A 19,973-nucleotide genomic window follows, 5' to 3' on the forward strand; every position below is an offset into this window, starting at 1 on the left:
TCAGCGCCTCCCAAGTAACGCCTTGAGGTAGGTCTGCACCGCGCGAGCATTGACAAAGCGCGAGGCAGCCTCGATGCGGCGCTGGCGATGCACGGCTCGCGGCGTGGCCAATTGTTGGCTGATCGCGGCGGCGAGCGCGGCGGGGTCGTCGACCTCGACCAAGGGCGCAACGGCGCCATCGCCGAGAATTTCCTGCGGGCCATACGGGCAGCGTGTCGCCACTACCGGCGTGCCGGTCGACAGGGCTTCGACCAAGGCGTTGGGGCTGCCTTCGAAACGCGACGACAAGACAAAACAATCGGCCCGAGCGATTTCGGCGATGGGGTCGCTGGCATACCCCGGCAGATCGCAACGCTGTGCAACGCCGAGCGAGGTCGCTTGGGCCAGCAGTTCGCCGCGCAAGGCGCCTTCGCCGAAAATGATCAGCCGCGCATCGCATTGCGGCAGGCGGGCGAAGGCGTCGATCAAAGTGTCAAAGCCCTTTTGCTGCGCTAGCCGACCCACGGCGACGATCACCGGAGTGGTTTTGTCCTTCAGCCAGGGATGGCTGGGCGCGGCAGCTGGTTTGTCGCGAAAATCGTTGTCGAGCACCGGGTTGTCAGCGGTGGTCACATCGCGCGGGCGGGCGATGGTGGTGTCGACCAGGTCTTCGGCGACACCTCGCGACACGCAGATCACCGGGTTGGGAATCAGCCGGTACAGCCAAGGCGCCAGCCAGTAGGCGAGCTTGACCGACAGGGCCGGGTTGACGTGTTTGTCCCGCGAAAAGGCATTGCGCTCGCTGACATGCAGCCGCGCCAGGGTACCGGACAGTGCGGCGGCGGCAATTGCCACGACGTTGACGTGAGTGAGCACCGCCAGTTGCGCGTCGTAGCGGTTGCTGCGCAAAAAGCGCATCAAAGCGGGTACGGCGGCGGCGCTGCGCGGGCTGTCGAGCAGCACTTGCCTGACCCGAGGGTCGAGCGCCGGTTGATTGATGCCGGCACCGGTGAGCATCAGCAGCGTCACTTCGTTGCCGGCCTCGACCAAGGCACCGGCGAGGCGCACCATCATTTTCTCCGCGCCACCGGCGCCGAGGTCCTGGAGAATGATCAGCAGCTTTTTCATCGGTTCCACACCTGGTAATAGGCCTGAGCGGCGTATTGGCTGGTATAGGGCAGGATCGCTTCGCTGACTGAACGTCGAGCCGGTGTCGCAGGTTCGCGACTGGCCAGACTGTCGAGCATTGCCTCGGCCAGTGCCGGAACATCATTGACACTGACCAGACGGCCGAGGCGTCCGTCATCGAGCAACTCGCGCGGACCGCTGCCGCAATCGGAGGAAATCACAGCGGTCCCCAACGCCAGCGCCTCGACCAGTACCGTCGGCAAGCCTTCGTGCAATGAACTGAGCACCAACACCTGCGCATGGCGGATCAACGGATAGGGATTGCGCAGATGCCCGGTGAAATGCACCAGACGTTCAATACCCAGCCGTTGCGCCTGCGCTTCAAGCTGAGCGCGCAACGGGCCGTCGCCGGCAATCACCAGATACGGCAGCGGGCGTTGTTGCGCCGCCAGCGCATAGGCTTCGAGCAGCAGATCAAAGCCCTTGGTGTCCACCAGTCGGCCGATCCCCAGCCAGTAATGATGGGGCACGCCACCGGGCAGCGGCGCTTGTGCCGCGCGCATCAGTTGTTCGCTGATCACTGCGTTCGGGCAATAACGGATGCGCGGTCGCCCCCACGGCATCAATCCGGCAAGCGACTGGCGCAGACCGTGGGACACCGCGACCACCTTGCCGCTACCGCACAGGTACAGCGCGTACAACAGCCGCAGGCTGGCGCGCCCGGTGTTCTGCTCGGCGCAATCCAGCGCGGCATGGCGGGTGTAAATGACTTTGCAGGGACTGCCCAAGGTGGCGAACCAGGTGCACAGATTGGCCTGTTCCTTAGCGCCGATCAGGTGCGTCACGCCTTCGCGGCGAATCATGCGGCGCAGCAGCACGATCGATCTCAGCCAGCCCGCGAGCCCGCTGCCGCCACCGGCCATGCTCGGCGCGCCGTCGACATTGGGCGAGTCGCCGTTCATGACGAAAAAACTCACCCGTCGACCGTCCGCCAGAAACTGCTCGGCGAGGCGTTGCTGCACGCACTCGACGCCGCCGCCAGTCTGGTAATCCTTGAGCGTGAACAGAATATGCATCGGCACAATCCTCATGGGGCAGTGACATTGATTGCCACTTGCTGGCGCAGAATCAGTTCGGTCAGGCGCAGGGCATTGCTCGGGTAGTCGAGCAGGTAACGCTTGATCGTGTGCGGCTCGCGGTACATGCGGTGGAAGGCGCGCAGGTGCAGGCGATTGATCGCGTCGGGGTAGTAACGCTCGCTGGCATTGGCCTCCTGACGAATGAAACCGCCGCAGGTGAACGCCACGCCGCTGAAACCACCGCGCAGCGCTTGGAGGACAAAGCGCTCCTGCAGGCCGGCGCCAAGGCCGACCAGCAGCAGGTTGGTCCGCTGTCGGCGGATGTCAGCTTGAATTGCCGCACCTTGTTCGGCGTCGAAATAACCGTTGTGCGCGCCGACCAGTTGCAGGCGTGGGTACTGCATGCCGAGCTTGTCGACGAAACGATCAAGCTCCGCCTGCTGCGCGCCGACCACATACACGCGCTTGCCGCGCTGCTCGGACTCGCGCAACACCGGGTCGGCGATCGAGGTGAAATCGAAACTGACCCGTTGCACCGCGCGCCCGGTGATGCGCGACATGAACCCGGACATCAGCATGCCGTCGCAGAAATACGCCAGCGACGGCGGCGGCTGGCGGATGAAACTGCCGACCGAGGCGAAGTTGAGAAAGGAGAACGCCCGGTTCGATTCCAACAGCGCCGGCGAATAACGGTCGAGCAATTCCAGGCGGATCATGACGCGAGATCCTGTGCTTCAGCCGCGCAGGTCGGCCGGCCGACGCTGATGTAGGTGAAGCCGCGTGCGCTGAGGCGTTGCGGATCGAACAGGTTGCGCCCGTCAAAGATCAGCGGATTTTTCAACTGGCGGGCGAGCAATTCGAAGTCCGGTGCGCGAAACGATTGCCACTCGGTGACGATCACCAATGCGTCGGCATTTTTCAGCGCCGCCTCCTTGGTCCCGGCCAGGGTCAGGTCGTCGCGCGGGCCGTAGAGCTGCTGCGCCTGCTCCATGGCTTTCGGGTCGAATGCCTGCACATTGGCGCCGGCACGCCATAACGCCTCCATCAGCACGCGGCTGGGGGCTTCGCGCATGTCGTCGGTATTGGGCTTGAAGCTCAAGCCCCATAGCGCAAAGGTTTTGCCTTCCAGCGCGCCGTTGAAGTGCTCGGCGATCTTGTGGAACAGCGTGCTTTTCTGCTCGTTGTTGCGCGACTCGACTGCGCGGAGCAGGCGCGCATCGATGTCGACGCCGTGGGCGGCATGGATCAGCGCCCGCACATCCTTGGGAAAACACGAGCCGCCGTAACCGATGCCGGGGTAAATGAACTGATAGCCGATGCGTGGATCCGAGCCGATGCCGTGGCGGACCATTTCAATGTCGGCCCCAAGTTTTTCGGCGAGCCCGGCCATTTCGTTCATGAAACTGATCTTCGTCGCGAGCATGCAGTTGGCCGCGTACTTGGTCAGCTCGGCGCTGCGCACATCCATGACGATGATTTTTTCGCGGTTGCGATTGAACGGTTCGTACAGCTCGCGCATCAGCGCTTCGGCGCGCGGGCTGTCGGTGCCGATGATGATCCGGTCGGGGCGCATGCAGTCGTCGACCGCGCAACCTTCCTTGAGAAATTCCGGATTGGAAACCACATCGAAGGTCAGTCCACCACGGCCGCTTTCGGCGAGGATTGCATTGATGCATTCGCGCACCCGATCCGCCGTGCCCACCGGCACCGTGGATTTGTCGACGATGATCTGCTCGCCGCGCAGGTGCTCACCGATGGTGCGTGCGACGCTGAGTACATGCTTAAGGTCGGCCGAACCGTCTTCGTCCGGCGGGGTGCCGACGGCGATCAGCAACACGTCGCCGTGCCTTACGGCGGCGGCCAGATCACTGCCGAATTGCAGGCGGCCGCTGTGATGATTTTCCCGCACCAGGCTTTTCAGGCCCGGCTCGTAGATGGGCAGGCTGCCGTCATTCAAGGCCTGCACCTTGGCCGCGTCGACATCCACACACAGCACGTTGTGGCCGACCTCGGCCAGCGCGGCGCCCTGGACCAGTCCGACATAACCGATACCGAATACACTCACATTCATGGGAAAACCTCATGCGTGGCGGGGTGGGCCAGAGCGCTGGCCGCTGTCAGTAGATGTTTTTCGAGAACAGGGTGAAGGGCGTCTTCAGCAGGATCTTGATGTCCAGCCACAGCGACCATTGATTGATGTAATTGAGGTCCTGGGCGACCCGGCGCTGCATCTTTTCCACGGTCTCGGTTTCGCCGCGATGGCCGGTGATCTGCGCCAGCCCGGTGATGCCAGGCTTGAGCCGATGCCGCGCCATGTAGGCGCGCACCTTGCCGGTGTAATAGATGTTGTGGGTAACCGCGTGGGGGCGCGGGCCGACCAGCGCCATGTGGCCGAACAGCACGTTGAATAGCTGCGGCAGCTCATCGATCGAGCTGCGTCGCAGAAAGCGTCCCAGCGGTGTGACGCGGTCGTCGTCGCGGGTGGCCTGACGCACTTGCTGATCGTCGTGCACGCGCATCGAGCGGAATTTCCACACGCGGATCACTTCGCCGTCGCAGCCATGGCGGTTCTGCTTGAACAGCACCGGCCCCGGCGAGGTCAGCTTGACCGCGATGGCGACGCCGAGCAGCAGCGGGCTGAGCAGAATCAGCGCTACCGCTGCGACGCTGCGTTCGAACAGGTCCTTGCAGAACAGGCTGCCGGGGTGCGAGGTGAGCAGGCTTTCGTTGAGGTAAATCGCCGGCATCCGCTCGATCTCGGAGATCGAATGATTGAGCAAGACCATGCTGCCCAGATCCGGAATCCACACCACGTCGACGTTCATGTCGAGCAGGTTGATGTACAGCGCTTCGATGGTCGCTGCCTCGGCCATCGGCAGCACGATGTATACGCGCCGCGCCTGCAAGCGGGTGATGATTTCGCGAATGTCCTCGACCTCGCCGAGCAGCGGCAGGATGCTCGGCGCCGGGCCGCTGTCGGCTTTCGCCGCGACAAAGCCCAGCAGCAGCGCACGATCCGGGTCGAGCAGTTTGCGCGCCAGTTCATGGGCGGTCGGGCAGGTGCCGATGATCACCGCGCGGCGCTCGTTGCAGATCATCTTGGTGTAAAGACGCACGAACAGGTGTAGCGGCAGAAACGTCGCCGCCTGGGCGAGAAAACCCACCACGGCCCAGACAATCACCACTTGCCGCGAGAACAACGCGCTGGTCTGGGTGACGAAGGCGATGCTCATCAGCAGCCCGAGCAGAATCAGCCAGCCGGCCAGCAACCGCCCCAGCCCGACCAGCAGGCCATGGCGCTTGTGGTAGACCTGCACCAGGCCGTAGACCGGCATCGAGCCAAGCACCGTGAGGATGATCAGCAGCCGATATTCACTGGGCAACTCGCCGATGCGCCAGTGCACCAGCACGATCAGCAACAGGTTGACCAGGGTCATTGCGCACAGCCATTGCACCCAGAAGGTGAGGCCACGACGGTGTGCCATTTGCGCGGAATATTGCGAGGTCATCGGCGCGATCTCCGATTCGTCGAACAGGGAAGGAAAGGCTGCGGCCGGGCGGCACGGCCCGGGGGATCAGCGCGGGGCGAAGTCGTAGTCGTAGAAGGAGCGGGAATGGCCATGGCCGTACTTGCGCGCCTTGCGCAGATCGACCTGATTGAGCACCACGCCGAACACCGGCGCCTGGCTCTGCTGCAACACGGCAATGCTCTTGCGCACCTGGCCGACCGGCGTGCTCTGCGCCTTGACCACGTAGATCACCGCGTCGGAATGCTGCGCCAGCAACAGCGCGTCACTGACAATTTCGGCGGGCGGCGAATCGATGATGATGTGCCGGTAGCGCGACTTGAGAATCTGCAACAGCCGGCCGAGGCGCGGCGAGCTGAGCAAATCCTGCGCGGGCGCCACGGCGTTGCTCGAACTGCTCGAGGCTTTGAGCCGTGGTGCATCGAATGGGTCCAGCGCCGATGGCGACAGGCAGCCGGCCGGGAGCATGTCGAGATTGCCGACGCTGCGGATGCAGTCTTCCAGCCGCGCGGTGCCAGCCATGAGGTTGGCGAGGCCTGGGCTCTGCGGCGGGAAATCGAAGTTCAGCGACAGTGTCGGCTGACGCATGTCGGCATCGATCAGCAGCACCCGTTCCAGTGGCGCCAGCGACGAGGCGAGATTGTTGGCGATGGTGCTTTTGCCTTCGCCGGACACCGAGGACGTGACCAGCACCACCTGCGCCGGCCGTTCGTTGTTTTGCAGCATCAGCCAGGTGCGCAGGTTACGGATGGTTTCGCAGAAGCGCGGGTGGTCGTTGTCCTCGAACAGCCGCGCCAACTGCCGCCGGCTCTTTTTCATCACCAGCGGCACGACGCTGAGCAGCGGCACATTGAGCAGGCTCTCGACGGTGTCGTCAGTCTTGAAGGTGTTGCTCAGCGTGTCGAAGAGAAAGGCGAGGGCGACGCCGACGACCGCAGCCACCAGCGCGACAATGGCGAGGATCAGATTCTTGCGCGGTTTGCTCGCTTCCAGCGGCGCGATCGCTGGGTCGACGATGCGCGCCTTGGCCGAGTCCATGTCCGAGGTGGCGGCGGTTTCCTTGAGGCGGGTGACGAAGGTTTCGTAGAGCGCTCGGGTGCTGTCGACTTCACGCTGGAATTCGCGTAGCTGGAATTCCTTGCGCGAAATGTCCTGAATCTGCGCCTTGTTGCTGTTAAAGGATTTGCGCAGCGCGTCTTCGCTGGCCACCGCCAGTTGATACTGGCGCTCGATGCCGGCGACCACTTGCTGCACTTGCAGGCGCAGGCTATTGGCCGCCGTCCGTTGTTCGGATCGGGCAGAAATCAGCGCCGGGTGCTTGGGCCCATAACGGCCGGACAACTCCTCGACTTTGGCCTGGGCCTTAGCCAGATCGCCCTGGAACTGCTGAATCAGCGGGTTACTCAGCACTGCCGGAACGCTCGACAAACGACTGATGTCGCCGTTGCTAAGGGCTTGCGCCTGACGGAACTGGCTCTCCGCTTCAGCACGGTCGCGGCGCGCGTCGATCATGCGATTGCCGGTCATTTGCAGCTCGTTGGCACTGATGGTGGCGACGCCGTCGACATCGACCAGACCCTGTTCCTCGCGATAGGCCTGCAACTTGTTTTCGGCCACGCGCAGGTTGTCACGCAGTTCGACCAGGCGGGTGTTCATCCAGCTGGTGTTGTTTTGCGAAGACTTCAGGCTGGTGTCCTGCTGGCTGTCGATGAAGCCTTGCGCGAGGGCGTTGGCCACCGCCGCAGCGAGTGCCGGGTCGGGCAGTTCGACGTCGATCTCCAGCAATTGACTCTTGCCGACAAACTTGACGCTGGTGTGCAGCATCAGGTTTTGCGTGACGTCATTGAACACTTGCTCTTCGGTTGCTGGCGGCTTCGGCGGCGGCAGCAGATCCAGCCATGGCAGCCATTGGTCGCGATTTAGCTCCGCCAGCCATTGGCGCGGGGTGAACCAACTCTGCGCCTGCTGGCGTGGATCGGTGATCGGGTGAGTAGTCAGGCCAAGTTTGCGCACGGCGCGCTCGGCCAGTTCCCTCGATTGCAGCAGGGCTTGCTGGGTCTGCAAGTAATCAGTGGTGGTGGCGCCGCCGGATTCGGCGGCCTGCTGAAAACTCAACACCGGTGGCGTCTTGTCCTTGATCAGCAACGTCGCACTGCCGACGTATTGCGGCGTGATGAACGACAGCGCCACCACGGCCAGCGCGCAACTGAGCAGCACAAGCCAGGCGATGTTCCACTTCGCCGACCAGATCACCCGCCACAGATGCAGCAGATCAAGGGTGTCCGACTCATCAGCGGCTTGCGTTGGCAAGTGGCCCTGGAGCGGACGTTCGAGGTAGGTGCTTGGGCTGTTGTCCATGATCAGAAAAAGCCTTGTGCAATGGAAATGGTGTCGCCGGGGGCGATGACGGTGGTGCGCGAAATGTTCTCAGTGACCGGTGGGCCGCCACTGCCGCGCAGGATCGTCACGCGTTTCATCGAGGCGCGTTCGGTCAGGCCGCCACCCAGGGCGATGGCTTTTTCCAGGGTCAGGCCGGGCTGAAACGGATAGCTGCCGGGCTTCTGCACCTCGCCGTTGATGTAAAACGGGCGGTATTCGATCTGGCTGAGGCTGACTTTCGGATCGACCAGATAGCCTTGCTTGAGACCGTCGACGATCTTTTGTTCGACCTGATTGGGCGTCAGGCCCTTGGCTACGATTTCGCCGAGAAACGGGTAGGAGAACGTGCCGGCATCATTGAGGCGGATCTTCTTGAAGCTCAGTTCCGGCTCGCCGAACACGATGATGCGCAAGACATCGCCAGCGGCCAGGCGGTAATGGGTGTCGGTGTCCGCCGCCTCGACCGTGGGCACTGTCCAGAGCAGCAACAGCAGTAAAATCAGGCGCGTGTGCATGGCCCAACCCTCCTAAAGACTGACGTCGAACGTGATCTGGAAAACATTGCGGGTGAAGCTTTCGTTGTCGGCATCGGAGTCGTTGTCGCGGTGGCGGTAGGCGACTTCGACGTCCAGCCAGCGGCGCATTTCGTAATTCACGCCGAGTTTGTAGTCCTGCAGGTCGTCGCTGCGGTCCTGGCCTTCGTAGACGTAATGGCCCATGCCAGCTTCAGCGACCGTGGTGATGCGCTCGGTCCAGCCGTGGCGCCAACCGATCTGGGTGAAGGTGGCCTTCACCGCGTCGGAGCCGTCGTCGCCCTCGGCCATGGCCTGGCGCGCGAGAAAGGTGAAGGTCGAGTAGGTGCGCGGTTTCCACGCCAGATCCACTTGCCAGGTGGGGTTGCTCAGGTCGTCGGAACCGTTCTGGTCGAAGTTCTTGCGCTCGTAGCCGACGCGCAGCTTGCCGGTGGTTTTCGCCGTCATGTCCCATTCGGCACCGGCCAACACTGCATCGGAGCGGCTGCTGCGCGGGCTGTTCGATTGCAGGTAGTCGAAGCGGGTGTGGTCGTATTCGAGCAGGCTGCGGGTCTTGCTGCCGAGGCGGTGATACCAGGTGGTGGTCAGGTTGCTGGTGTCGCGTTCCTTGTCATCGTTGATGCCGTCGGAGTTGTCGTAGCGCAGCCTTGCGTAACTGGCGCCGAGGTCGATCTGGTTCAGCGCACTGCGCGCGCCGAAGGTGTAGACGCCGCCGACGCGCTGGCTCTCGATCTTGTCGTTGATGCCGTCGACGGCGGTCGAAGTGGTGCGCTCGTATTTGCGCGCCTCGGCTTCGAGTTTCAGCCGATGCCGATCGGTGAATTCCATGATGCTGTCGGCGCGCAGCCGCTGGGCGGTGTTCGAAGCATCCGAGGCGCTGTGGTAGATGTAGCGGGTCGGTTCCCAGATCACCCGCGTGGCACTGTTGCGGTCCTCGGCCTTGAGCTCGAAGGCTGGCGCCAGGCGGGTGACCATGGTCGATTCGACATCGTGTTCGACTTCGCGAAAGTTGTCGTCGTAGCTTTCCGACAAAGCAAAGGTCGGGGTGAAATCGAAGCCGTAGACATTGATCGCTTGCGGCTCGACGCTCCAGGCTTCGGGTGCGCAGCAGGCGACGGCTAAAATCAGGGAACAGCGAGGCTTCAGAGCCATGGATCACGCTCCGGATGAAGGGGGTCGGTGTCAGGGCGAAGCGGATCCGGACTATTGTCGCTGGCGTTCGAGGTAACTCAGCGGGACGCTGACGTGCTGTTGGCGGTTGAGGAAATTGAGCAGCATCATCACGCGCTCGTCGCCCTGCATGGACAGGAACACGCCTTCAAGCGGGGACAGTGGACCCTGGACGATTTGCAAAGAATCGCCGGGCTTGAGCGTCGGCTCCGCAGGAAAGCCGATCGACTCCTGACTGCGCTCGCGCAGTTGCGCAATCACGTCCTCGTCGACCCGGGCCGGTACATGGTTGAATTCAACGATGCGGCTGACACCGCGGGTCGAGCGAATCGGCGCCCAGTTGTCGTCGCGGCTCAGTTGAATGAACACGTAGCCGGGAAACAGCGATTCGAGTGTTCGTTGGCGTTTGCCTCGAATACTGCGCTCGCTCATCAGCTGCGGCCGGAAGGTTGAATAGTTCTGTTGCTGCAGATTGAGTTGTGCCCGTTCATCCTGGCGGGGCTTGCACTGCAATAAATACCAGTTAGAGCCGTTGCGGCAAACCGTTAGCATGCTGGAGTACTCCATACATAGCGATCGTTTAAGCAGGGCGGCCGATAGCGTGGGACGAGCCGTCATGCTTGCTAGTAGGTAGTAGGCTGATCAAGGCAAAGTGCCGAGCCAGATGCATCAATGTTTATTGGCAGAAGAAGTGTTTCAAAAATGAATCAACTTGATTGGGTTGTTGTTATATCCATGGCCGTCTTGGCTATAACGAATCCGCGCTTTTGTTTAAGCAAAGCTACCGCACGGTTCGCAGTTGCGACCTTCAGGATCCAATTACATAAATAGCCAGAGAACAGAAAAGTGCGCGTCGGCGCGAGCTCATCGGGCAGTGCTAAGTTATCGGCCAGTCTTCGCAAGCTGTCAATTGCTAACAGTCAAAAACATTACCTTTCATCCGCTGGCGTTGACAGCGTTTCGTAACGCATTGATTTTAAAAGATGAAAATTATTCGTCGGAATTTTTAAACTTTTCCAAGTTATTGAAGTCGAGGCGTTTAGATGGCGGGCGTGATAGCAAATTAGTTTCAATCTTACATGTTTCGGTTCGTAAGAAGTTCGGCTTTTAAATGCCTTGCGTCGGATGCCGCTGGTCGTGATAACTAAGCTCGTCTATGAATAGTTGCCGTCGTTCGCAGGCAAGTGTTCAGACGCATATGTCCCCTTTAAGTCAAACCGGTGGGTCGAGATAATCATGAGTGTTCTGGTGACGGGCGCAGCAGGCTTTATCGGTTATCACACCGTCAGGCGTTTATGCCACGAGGGTTTTGAGGTTATTGGTGTCGACAATCTCAACGCTTATTACGACGTCGAACTTAAACAGGCGCGTCTGTACAGATTGCAAACGCTGGCCAACTTCACTTTCCATCGGCTGGACATTGTCGATCAGGCTGCGTTGACCGCGTTGTTCGCGCACGGCCACTTCAAACAGGTCATTCACTTGGCCGCGCAGGCCGGGGTGCGCTACTCGCTGGACAATCCTGATGCGTATGCGCAATCGAATCTGGTCGGGTTTCTCAACGTATTGGAAGCTTGCCGTCGCCATCCGCCGCAGCACTTGATCTACGCCTCGAGCAGTTCGGTGTACGGCGCCAATACCAGGATGCCGTTTGCAGAAGACGACCCGGTCGACCAACCGGTTTCGTTGTACGCCGCGACCAAGCGTGCCAACGAACTGCTCGCCCACAGTTACTGCCATCTCTACGGTTTGCAAGCCACCGGCCTGCGCTTCTTTACCGTGTACGGCCCGTGGGGGCGGCCGGACATGGCGCTGTTCAAATTCACCGAAGCCATGCTGCACGGGCGCGCCATCGACCTCTACAACCAGGGCGAAATGGCGCGGGATTTCACTTACATCGATGACATCGTCGAGGCGATTTTGCGCTTGCTCGACAAACCGCCCGCACTCAGCGCCGAGCGTGGTACCAACCGGCTGTTGAATATCGGCCGCGGCAGTCCGGTGGCGCTGATGAGCTTCGTCGAATGCCTGGAGCAGGCACTGGCCATCAAAGCCCAGCGCCGTTATCTGCCGATGCAGGAGGGCGATGTATTGAAGACCTGGGCCAACGTAGCGGCGCTGGAACGCTGCATCGATTTCCGCCCGCAGGTGCCGATCGAGCAGGGCGTGCAAGCGTTCGTGCAGTGGTATCGCGAGTTCTATCAGGTCTGATTCAGTGCAGGGTGACGGCCCTGCGACTTTCACCAATGCGGATCCGGTCGAGGGCGCGGTTCAACGCATCCAGCGCATCCAGCAGCGCGTTGGCCTCGGCTTCACGCCCGTCGCCCCACAGGCGTTCGGCCATTTTGTTCAAGGCCAGAATCGCACGCTCGATGTCGGCTGCACTGGCGGTGTCGTTGGGGGCTGGTGGTTTTTCCGGCATTCAGGGTTCCTCGGCGGTCGGCACACCATACCGCCAAGGCGCCGAGCAATACAGCCACAAGTATCCCCGATCAGCAGCGGACGCAGTTTGGTCAGCGATTAGCCTCAGTCAACCCCGTCTCGATAAACCGCACCGAACTCTCCAGCGCCTGCTGCCCCTCGGCCAGCATGCCCGCGTAGAAATGCCAGGCGTGAAACATGCCGGGCCACACTTCAAGATTGACCCGGACCCGGTTGTCCGCCAGGTGATTGGCCAGACGCATGGCGTCACTGAGCATCAGTTCGTTTTCGCCGATCTGCACCAGAATCGGTGGCAGTCCGGTGACGTCGGCGAACACCGGCGAGGCCAGCGGATGGTTGGCCAGGGTGTCGCCGAGAAAGGCTCGCGCGAGGATGTCCAGCACTGGCTTGGAGTTCAGCAGATCAAGGCCTTCACGATTGCTCATGGAGGCGCCGGTGTGTTCGAGGTTGGCCCATGGCGAAATTGACGAGCCCACCGCAGGCAATGGCAAGCCTTTGGATTTTGCCGCGACCATCACGCTGACCACCATCGCGCCACCCGCCGACTCGCCTGCGAAGGCAATCTTGCTGGCGACGACGCTCTGCTCAAGCAACCACTCATAGGCGCGCAAAGTGTCATTGATGGGGGTGGGGAACTGATGCTCGGGTGCGAGGCGGTAATCCGGCATGTACACCCGCGCGCCAAGCATTTTTGCGTAGTTGCCGCCAATGCCGTGGTAGCCGTCAGGTCGACCGACGATGTAGGCGCCACCGTGGATGTACATCAGCACCGCGTCGGTCTTGAGCTCATCCGGAGTCACCAGCGTAGCGGGCACGCCGCCCATGTCGACTGTTTCAAACCTCACGCCAGCCGGCGGCTGATTCTGCCCGAGCATTTTTGCGTAGGCATCGCGGATGTCGCTCATCTTTGTGGTGGTATCGGTGCCCTTGAGCACGGGTACCAGATCGCTGAGGCTGTTGGCCCAGGTTTGCACGGCTGCTTTTACTTCAGTGTTCATATGACCTCGATCAGGCGTTAGTGATGGCTTAACTAATCGAGATGTTATGCTCATGATTGGGGAATAGGGTTCCCCATAACCGGTGCCAACCCGCCTGAATGCCAAACCCGGAGGCCTCATGGAACTGCATAACCTGAACGACATTGCCGCCTTCGTCGCCTCGGTGGATACCGGAAGTTTTACGGCGGCGGCCAGGCAACTCGGGCTGACTCGCTCGGCCGTCGGTAAATCTATCGTGCGGCTCGAATCGCGTCTGCAGGTCCGCCTGCTGAACCGCACCACCCGCAGCCTGAGCCTGACCGACGATGGTCGGGTGCTGTATGAGCGATGTGTGGGCATCTTGCAGGATCTGGACGAGGTCGAAGAGGCTTTGGCGTTCCGCCGTTCGACGCCCAGCGGCCGCTTGCGCATGAGCCTGCCGGTAGCACTGGGCCGGCTGCACGTTGTGCAGCACATCGAGCGCTGCTTGAGAGACTGGCCGTCGCTCGCCATCGACGCGACGTTTTCCGATCGGCTGGTCGACCTGATCGACGAGGGTTTCGATCTGGCGATTCGCATCGGTCCGCCCAAGGAAGACTCCGGGCTACTCACGCGCACGGTGGCTTACCAGCAAATGATCACCTGTGCTTCGCCCAATTACCTGAATGAACATCCGGCACCGCAGACACCCGAAGATCTCGCCGGGCATGCGTGCCTGCACTTCGTCAGCGGTGGCCGATTGCTGCCGTGGAATTTTCGCGTCAATGGTCAGCCTGTGCCGGTCATTCATGCCGGGCGGCTGCAGATGGACAGCGCTGAGGCCTTGCATCAGGCGACTGCCGCAGGCCTCGGTATCGCGACGTTGCCATCCTATGTGGTCAACGATGACTTGCGCAGTGGCAAGCTCGTGCAGTTGCTCGCAGATTACGCCGAGGCTGCCGAGCCGATCCGGGTGATTTACCCGAGCAAGCGACACCTGTCGCCGAAGATTCGGCTGTTCATCGACAGGCTGGTGGAAGCGTGGTCGCCGGCGCCTTGGGACTGATCAGCGGCGATAGAAGCTGTGCCGCAAATTCACAGCAGGTGTGCTTTTTCAGCTATATCCAGCCAATCTCGGCGAGCCGTACTCTTGCAAACAGTGGCGCAGAAACTTGCGTGTCATCGCCACTGTAATCCGACGATGTCTGTGCTCGGCACGGATCATTTGAAGGAACAATAAAAACAATATCTGCGGGAGATGAATCCAATGAGACTCGCTCAAGAGGAAGCCGTGGCCGTGGCGGCTACCGCGAAAAGCTGGCTGAAAGCTGCCGGCATCCTGCTTTGCCTGTCCACTCCGGTTGCCGCGCTCGCGGACATCAGGATCGGTGCGCTTTATCCCCTGAGTGGATCCCTGGCGTTGCTGGGCGACGAGAGCTTTCGTGGCCTCGAACTGGCCGTCGCCGAACGAAATGCCTCGGGCGGTTTGAAGGGCGAGCCGATCAAATTGCTCAAGGCCGACGCAGTCGATGCGGGACAAGCGGTCGGTGCCGCGCGCCGGCTCACCTCTGTTGAGAACGTCACTGCTGTATTTGGCAGCTATTCCTCGGCGCTGTCATTTGCGGCTACGCAGGTGACGGAGATGGCGGGGGTGCCATTTTTCGAGTTGGGTGCGGTGTCCGACCACATCACTGAGCGTGATCTGAGCTACGTGATGCGCAGCAACCCGACCGCCAGGAATTTTGCCGAAGGCACCATCACCGCCATCACGGAGATTGTCAGCCCATCGCTCAAGGTCGATCCGAAACAATTGAAGGTCGCGATCATCCACGAGGATGCGCTGTACGGTACGACCATCGCCGGGTTTCAGAAAAAAATCGCTCAGGAGCAAGGTCTGAATGTGGTCGAGGTACTACCGTATTCGGCCAAAGCGGTCGATCTCTCATCGCTGATCCTGCGTTTGAAAGGCGCCCAGGCGGATGTGGTATTGCAGACCAGTTATCAGAACGACACGACGCTGTTTTTCCGCCAGATCCGCGAAGCCGGTTTCAGGCCCAAAGCCGTTATCGGCGCCGGCGGCGGCTATTCCATGCAGGACACGGTCAAGGTTGTCGGCGCAGCCAATATGGAGGGCGTGCTCGATGTCGATTTCCCACAGTTCCAGACCAATGAAAACGGCGCTCCCGGTATCGGTGCGTTCGCCAAGGCATACAAGGATCGCTATGGCAGCGAACCGCGCTCGGGCCACAGCCTGATCAACTATGTCGGGGCGAAGATATTCCTCGATGCCATGGAAAACAGTACTTCGCTGGACGCCGATGCGATTCGTGCCTCGGTGGCAACCATCGATATTCCTCTCGGCGGCACGGCTGCCGGCATCGGTGCCAGGTTTGGCAAGAACGGCCAGAACCAGCGCGCCAATACGGCAATCATGCAGTGGCAGAACGGACTGCTGAAAACCGTTTACCCCCAGGCAGCCGCCGTTGCCCAAGCGCGTTTTTCCGACCAACCCTGATAGCTGAACCCGCAATCTGCTGAAGCTTGTTCATTGAGCTTCACGGGTTCGTTCGCTCGCAAAGAGGGCGCCAACCGTGGAAATTTTCATCCAGCTCCTGTTGAACGGCTTATTGCTCGGTGGCACGTTGGCCATCATCAGCATCGGCCTGACGTTGATTTTCGGCATCGTGCGTGTGGTCAACTTCGCCCATGGCGAGTTTCTGATGATCGGCCTGTATGCCGTGTATTTGCTGAATTCGCACTTCGGCATCCACCCGTATATAGCGATCATTCCTGCGACGATCCTGTTGTTTGCCGCTGGTGCGGCAATGCAGCGTTTCATCATTCAGCCGTTGCTTGGCGCTGAGGGACATATCCAGATTTTCGCCACCGTCGGCGTCTCGATTGCCCTGATGAACGGCGCGTTGCTGATCTTCGGTGCCGACGTCATGACGGTGAAGAACATCAGCGTCGGTACGACGACCGTCAGCTTCGGCGCCTTTCGCGTCAGCAGCGGTCAGTTGATCACGTTTGTCGCGTCGCTCGCACTGGTCGCGGGGCTGCACTGGTTTTTGCAGAACACATTTCTCGGCCGGGCTGTCCGCGCTACTGCACAGCATCGCAACGCGGCGCAACTGATGGGTGTCAACGTCAAAAACATCTATGTGTTTGCCTTCGGCCTGGGTTGCGCCTGCCTGGGCGTCGCCTCGGGACTGATCGCTCCGCAATATCCGGTCTTTCCAACCGTTGGCACTTTCTTCGTGTTGACGGCGTTTGTGATTGTGGTGCTGGGCGGCCTGGGTAGCCTGTCCGGCGCACTGATCGGTTCAATGCTGATCGGCATCGTCGACAGTCTCGCCGGTTACTACATCGCGCCGGACCTCAAGGAGGTCGTCTACTTCACGATTTTCCTGGGCATCCTGGTGTTTCGTCCGACAGGTCTTTTCGGCGCCGGTCGCGGGTCTGAGTGAGGAAGATGTTCATGAATATTTTGCACCCGCGTGTCTATGTCAGTGCACTGGCCCTGGCGCTGTTACTGATCATTCCATTGAGCGTTGGCTCGCCGTTCGTTTATCACCTGTTCATCCTCATATGCAGTTATGCGGCACTGGCCAGTGCCTGGAACATCGTCGGCGGGTTTGCCGGCCAGCTGTCGTTGGGGCATGCCGTGTTCTACGGGGTGGGCGCTTACACGACGACGCTGCTGATGATGAAACTGGGCATCAGTCCATGGATCGGCATGTTCGCTGGCGCAATCCTGTCGTCGATTGTCGCGGTGTTGATCAGTTGGCCATGCTTCAGATTGCGCGGGCCGTTTTTTGCCTTGGCGACCATTGCGGTGCTGGAGGTCGTGCGTCTGGTGGCGATCAATCAGCATGACGTGACCGGTGGTGCGGCGGGGCTGGGCGTACCGCTGAAGCTCGGTTTCGAGTGGATGTTGTTCCGCCCGCGCTGGCCATACCTGCTGATTGCCTTCGCCTTTCTGCTCATCACATTGGCAGTGTCGTGGAAGATCAAGAATTCCCGACTGGGTTATTACCTGATCGCCGTGCGTGAGCGTGAAGACGCCGCCCATGCGGTGGGCGTGAACTCGGTCAAGGTCAAGCTGATCGCCGTAGTGTTGTCCGCATTTATCACCAGCCTGGTCGGCAGCTTTCATGCGATGTACCTGACCTTCATCGAACCCGGCTCGATGTTCTCTCTCGAGATGTCGATTCAGATCGCCATGTTCGCGTTGATTGGTGGACTGGGCACGGTATCGGGACCGCTGATCGGCACTTTGCTGGTGCTGCCGCTGGCTGAACTGGCACGCGGCTGGCTTGGCGATCTGGGCAGCGGGGTGCACGGTCTGGTCTATGGCATCGTGCTGGTCGTGGTGGTGCTGACTATTCCGCAAGGCGTGGTGGGGCGTTTTGGGGCCCGGATATTTGGCTGGATCGACTCATTGCCCGGCGGCCGTCGTTCGATGGCAAATACAGAAGCACCGATCGGGCCGACCTTGGCGCAAGCCCACTCGGCCACGCACGGTGAGCCGGTTCTGCTCGCAGAAAACCTGCACAAGTTCTTTGGCGGACTGCACGCCACCAACGATGTTTCGCTGAGCTTGGCCGAAGGCGAAATCGTGGGTGTGATCGGCCCGAACGGCGCCGGCAAAACTACGGTGTTCAACCAGCTCTCCGGGTTTCTTCTGCCATCCAAAGGCCAAGTGAAAGTGCGCCTGCTCAATGGCGACTGGGTCACCCCGAACAGCCCGGCCGAGTTCGCCCGGGCAGGCATTGGCCGAACCTTTCAGATCGTGCAGCCATTCGCTGATTTGAGTGTCTGCGAAAACATCATGCTCGGTGCATTCATGCACACCGCCGACGCGAAGGAGGCGAGGGCGATCGCCGAGCAAGTCGCCGAGCTGACCGAACTCACCGCGCTGCTCGACACCCGGGCGCGCAACCTGACGGTCGGCGGCATGAAGCGCCTGGAAATGGCCCGCGCTCTGGCGACCCGCCCGCGCATTCTGTTGCTCGACGAAGTCATGGCCGGCCTCAACCCGACGGATGTTGCCAAGGCCATCGCAGTGATTCGCCGGGTGCGTGATTCGGGCGTCAGCGTGTTGATGATCGAGCACCTGATGCAAGCCACCATGAGCCTTTCTGACCGCATCGTCGTGATCAGTTCCGGCACGCTGCTGATGCAGGGCGCGCCTCACGATGTGATCAACGATCCTCAGGTTATCGAAGCCTACCTCGGTAAGGAGTACAGCCATGCTTAAACTCGACAACGTCCACAGCGGCTATGGCGGTACGGAGATCCTTCGTGGCGTGTCGTTCGAGGTCAATGCCGGTGAGGTGGTGACCATCGTCGGCGCCAACGGCGCCGGCAAAACCACGACCCTGCGCAGCTTGTGCGGCATCGTCACACCGTCCCAAGGCACGATCGAATTCGAAGGTCAGCGCATCGATGGCAATCGCCCCGATCAGATTGTCGACGCGGGCCTGACGCTGATACCGGAGGGGCGCCAGTTGTTTCCCTTCATCAGCGTGCGCGACAACCTCTTGATGGGCGCCTACAAACGCAGTGCACGAGCGGGCTACAGGCAGCGTCTGGACAATGTTCTCGATCTGTTTCCGAGGGTGCGCGAACGTCTTGATCAGAACGCCGGGACACTGTCGGGCGGCGAACAACAAATGGTCGCCATCGCCCGGGGCCTGATGGCCGAGCCGAAATTGTTGATGTTTGATGAACCCTCGCTGGGCCTGTCGCCGCTGCTGGTGTCGCAGGTCTTCGAGATCATCAACAGGATTCTCCAGCTGGGCACCACCGTGTTGATCGTCGAGCAGAACATCGTTCATACGCTGCGCATTGCTCATCGAGGTTACGTGCTGGAGAACGGCGAAGTGGTGCTCAGCGGCACCGGCCAGGAACTGCTGGAAAACCCGCACGTCAAGCGTGCTTATCTGGGGCTCTGACCCAGTCCATACATCTGCAAGTGAGAACAGCTCATGACTCATTCCAGACACGCCGGGCGCACCGTATTGGTCACCGGTGCCGGTGGCGGCATCGGTGCGGCGATCGCGCGGTTGTATTGCGAAGAAGGTGCAGCCGTGGCGCTACTCGACGCTGATGCCGACAAGGTGCAACAGCAGGCCGGGGCGTTGCGTGATGCGGGTTTTGCGGTCGCGTGGGCGCAGGCTGATGTCGCGAGTTTTCAAGACTGCGCTGCTGCATGCGAGCGCGTGCAAGGTGTGCTCGGCCCCATCGATACCCTGATCAACAACGCCGGCATTTCGCCGAAACACCACGGCGCACCCGCGCCGATCTGGACCATGGCGCCGGATGAGTGGCTGCGGGTGGTCGATATCAACCTCAATGGCTCCTTCAACCTGGTGCGAGTGCTCGCGCCCGGCATGGTCGAGCGCCGGTTCGGGCGCATCGTCAATATGTCTTCGGTGGCGGGCAGCGCGTTCTTGCCGATTGTCGCAGCGCACTACAGTGCGACCAAAGCCGCAATCATCGGCTTTACCCGCCACTTGGCCGGCGAACTCGGGCCGTTCGGTGTCACCGCCAATGCGCTGGCACCGGGACGAATCGAAACGCCATTGCTCAAGACCGTACCGGCCCAGGCCAATCAAGCCGTGGTCGACGAGACACCGCTGCGCAGGCTGGGCACACCGCTTGAGGTGGCAAGGGCGGCGTGTTTTCTCACGTCAAGCGAAAGCGACTTCATTACCGGCCAGGTGGTTGATGTCGCGGGCGGCTGGTTGATGCGCTGATGACTTCTTGCGAGGACGT

Annotated in this window: 18 protein-coding genes; 7 read left to right on the forward strand and 11 right to left on the reverse strand. The window is 61.0% G+C overall.

Annotation, left to right across the window (positions count from 1 at the left end; genetic code table 11):
• The 9 genes from AC4IHP_RS18505 to rfaH all read right to left on the reverse strand — a co-directional run bounded on the left by AC4IHP_RS18505 (nucleotide 1) and on the right by rfaH (nucleotide 10,347).
• Nucleotides 1-1,107 carry a glycosyltransferase gene (locus tag AC4IHP_RS18505; protein ID WP_490832402.1) on the reverse strand — a complete coding sequence of 369 codons (1,107 nt, stop codon included), beginning with the start codon at nucleotides 1,105-1,107 and terminating at the stop codon, nucleotides 1-3.
• Nucleotides 1,104-2,183, reverse strand: coding sequence for a glycosyltransferase (locus AC4IHP_RS18510; protein WP_490832403.1), 1,080 nt, complete (start codon nucleotides 2,181-2,183; stop codon nucleotides 1,104-1,106). The genes AC4IHP_RS18505 and AC4IHP_RS18510 overlap by 4 nt, the downstream gene beginning before the upstream one ends.
• Nucleotides 2,184-2,194: 11 nt before the next feature.
• Nucleotides 2,195-2,902 carry a WecB/TagA/CpsF family glycosyltransferase gene (locus AC4IHP_RS18515; protein WP_490832404.1) on the reverse strand — a complete coding sequence of 236 codons (708 nt, stop codon included), beginning with the start codon at nucleotides 2,900-2,902 and terminating at the stop codon, nucleotides 2,195-2,197.
• Complete coding sequence (locus AC4IHP_RS18520) at nucleotides 2,899-4,257, reverse strand: UDP-glucose dehydrogenase family protein (RefSeq protein WP_490832405.1); 1,359 nt, start codon at nucleotides 4,255-4,257, stop codon at nucleotides 2,899-2,901. Before AC4IHP_RS18520 ends, AC4IHP_RS18515 begins: the two co-directional genes overlap by 4 nt.
• A 46-nt stretch (nucleotides 4,258-4,303) precedes the next feature.
• Nucleotides 4,304-5,695, reverse strand: a complete 1,392-nt coding sequence (locus AC4IHP_RS18525; protein WP_281895177.1) for an undecaprenyl-phosphate glucose phosphotransferase — start codon at nucleotides 5,693-5,695, stop codon at nucleotides 4,304-4,306.
• A gap of 66 nt (nucleotides 5,696-5,761) precedes the next feature.
• Entirely contained in the window at nucleotides 5,762-8,071 is a 2,310-nt protein-coding gene (locus AC4IHP_RS18530; protein WP_490832406.1) for a GumC family protein, read from the reverse strand.
• Between the two features lie 2 nt (nucleotides 8,072-8,073).
• A complete protein-coding gene (locus tag AC4IHP_RS18535; RefSeq protein WP_375123650.1) occupies nucleotides 8,074-8,607 on the reverse strand; it encodes a polysaccharide biosynthesis/export family protein in 534 nt (177 codons plus the stop codon).
• A gap of 12 nt (nucleotides 8,608-8,619) precedes the next feature.
• Entirely contained in the window at nucleotides 8,620-9,777 is a 1,158-nt protein-coding gene (locus tag AC4IHP_RS18540; protein ID WP_490832407.1) for an outer membrane beta-barrel protein, read from the reverse strand.
• 51 nt (nucleotides 9,778-9,828) lie between these two features.
• Nucleotides 9,829-10,347, reverse strand: coding sequence for a transcription/translation regulatory transformer protein RfaH (gene rfaH, locus AC4IHP_RS18545; protein ID WP_460118880.1), 519 nt, complete (start codon nucleotides 10,345-10,347; stop codon nucleotides 9,829-9,831).
• Between the two features lie 684 nt (nucleotides 10,348-11,031).
• Between rfaH and AC4IHP_RS18550 the strand changes: the two genes are divergently transcribed.
• Nucleotides 11,032-12,006 (forward strand): NAD-dependent epimerase, encoded by a 975-nt coding sequence (locus tag AC4IHP_RS18550; protein ID WP_490832408.1) that lies wholly within the window; start codon nucleotides 11,032-11,034, stop codon nucleotides 12,004-12,006.
• A gap of 1 nt (nucleotide 12,007) precedes the next feature.
• Here AC4IHP_RS18550 and AC4IHP_RS18555 read toward each other — a convergent pair whose 3' ends face one another.
• Both AC4IHP_RS18555 and AC4IHP_RS18560 read right to left on the reverse strand, forming a co-directional pair.
• Nucleotides 12,008-12,217: a hypothetical protein gene (locus AC4IHP_RS18555; RefSeq protein ID WP_490832409.1), complete on the reverse strand. Its 210-nt coding sequence runs from the start codon at nucleotides 12,215-12,217 to the stop codon at nucleotides 12,008-12,010.
• Between the two features lie 91 nt (nucleotides 12,218-12,308).
• Complete coding sequence (locus AC4IHP_RS18560; RefSeq protein WP_460118886.1) at nucleotides 12,309-13,235, reverse strand: alpha/beta hydrolase; 927 nt, start codon at nucleotides 13,233-13,235, stop codon at nucleotides 12,309-12,311.
• 118 nt (nucleotides 13,236-13,353) lie between these two features.
• Here AC4IHP_RS18560 and AC4IHP_RS18565 point away from each other — a divergent pair, with 118 nt between their 5' ends.
• From AC4IHP_RS18565 to AC4IHP_RS18590, 6 genes are all read left to right on the forward strand, one after another.
• Nucleotides 13,354-14,259: a LysR family transcriptional regulator gene (locus AC4IHP_RS18565; protein WP_490832410.1), complete on the forward strand. Its 906-nt coding sequence runs from the start codon at nucleotides 13,354-13,356 to the stop codon at nucleotides 14,257-14,259.
• Nucleotides 14,260-14,460: 201 nt separating this feature from the next.
• Nucleotides 14,461-15,708: an ABC transporter substrate-binding protein gene (locus AC4IHP_RS18570; protein WP_056785656.1), complete on the forward strand. Its 1,248-nt coding sequence runs from the start codon at nucleotides 14,461-14,463 to the stop codon at nucleotides 15,706-15,708.
• Between the two features lie 76 nt (nucleotides 15,709-15,784).
• Complete coding sequence (locus tag AC4IHP_RS18575; RefSeq protein WP_073474651.1) at nucleotides 15,785-16,660, forward strand: branched-chain amino acid ABC transporter permease; 876 nt, start codon at nucleotides 15,785-15,787, stop codon at nucleotides 16,658-16,660.
• 11 nt (nucleotides 16,661-16,671) lie between these two features.
• Nucleotides 16,672-18,453 carry a branched-chain amino acid ABC transporter ATP-binding protein/permease gene (locus tag AC4IHP_RS18580; RefSeq protein ID WP_490832411.1) on the forward strand — a complete coding sequence of 594 codons (1,782 nt, stop codon included), beginning with the start codon at nucleotides 16,672-16,674 and terminating at the stop codon, nucleotides 18,451-18,453.
• A complete protein-coding gene (locus AC4IHP_RS18585; protein WP_490832412.1) occupies nucleotides 18,446-19,150 on the forward strand; it encodes an ABC transporter ATP-binding protein in 705 nt (234 codons plus the stop codon). Before AC4IHP_RS18580 ends, AC4IHP_RS18585 begins: the two co-directional genes overlap by 8 nt.
• 33 nt (nucleotides 19,151-19,183) lie before the next feature.
• Nucleotides 19,184-19,954: an SDR family oxidoreductase gene (locus tag AC4IHP_RS18590; protein WP_490832413.1), complete on the forward strand. Its 771-nt coding sequence runs from the start codon at nucleotides 19,184-19,186 to the stop codon at nucleotides 19,952-19,954.
• Nucleotides 19,955-19,973: the final 19 nt, after the last annotated feature.

The sequence above is a fragment of the Pseudomonas sp. UF-293 genome (assembly GCF_058245595.1).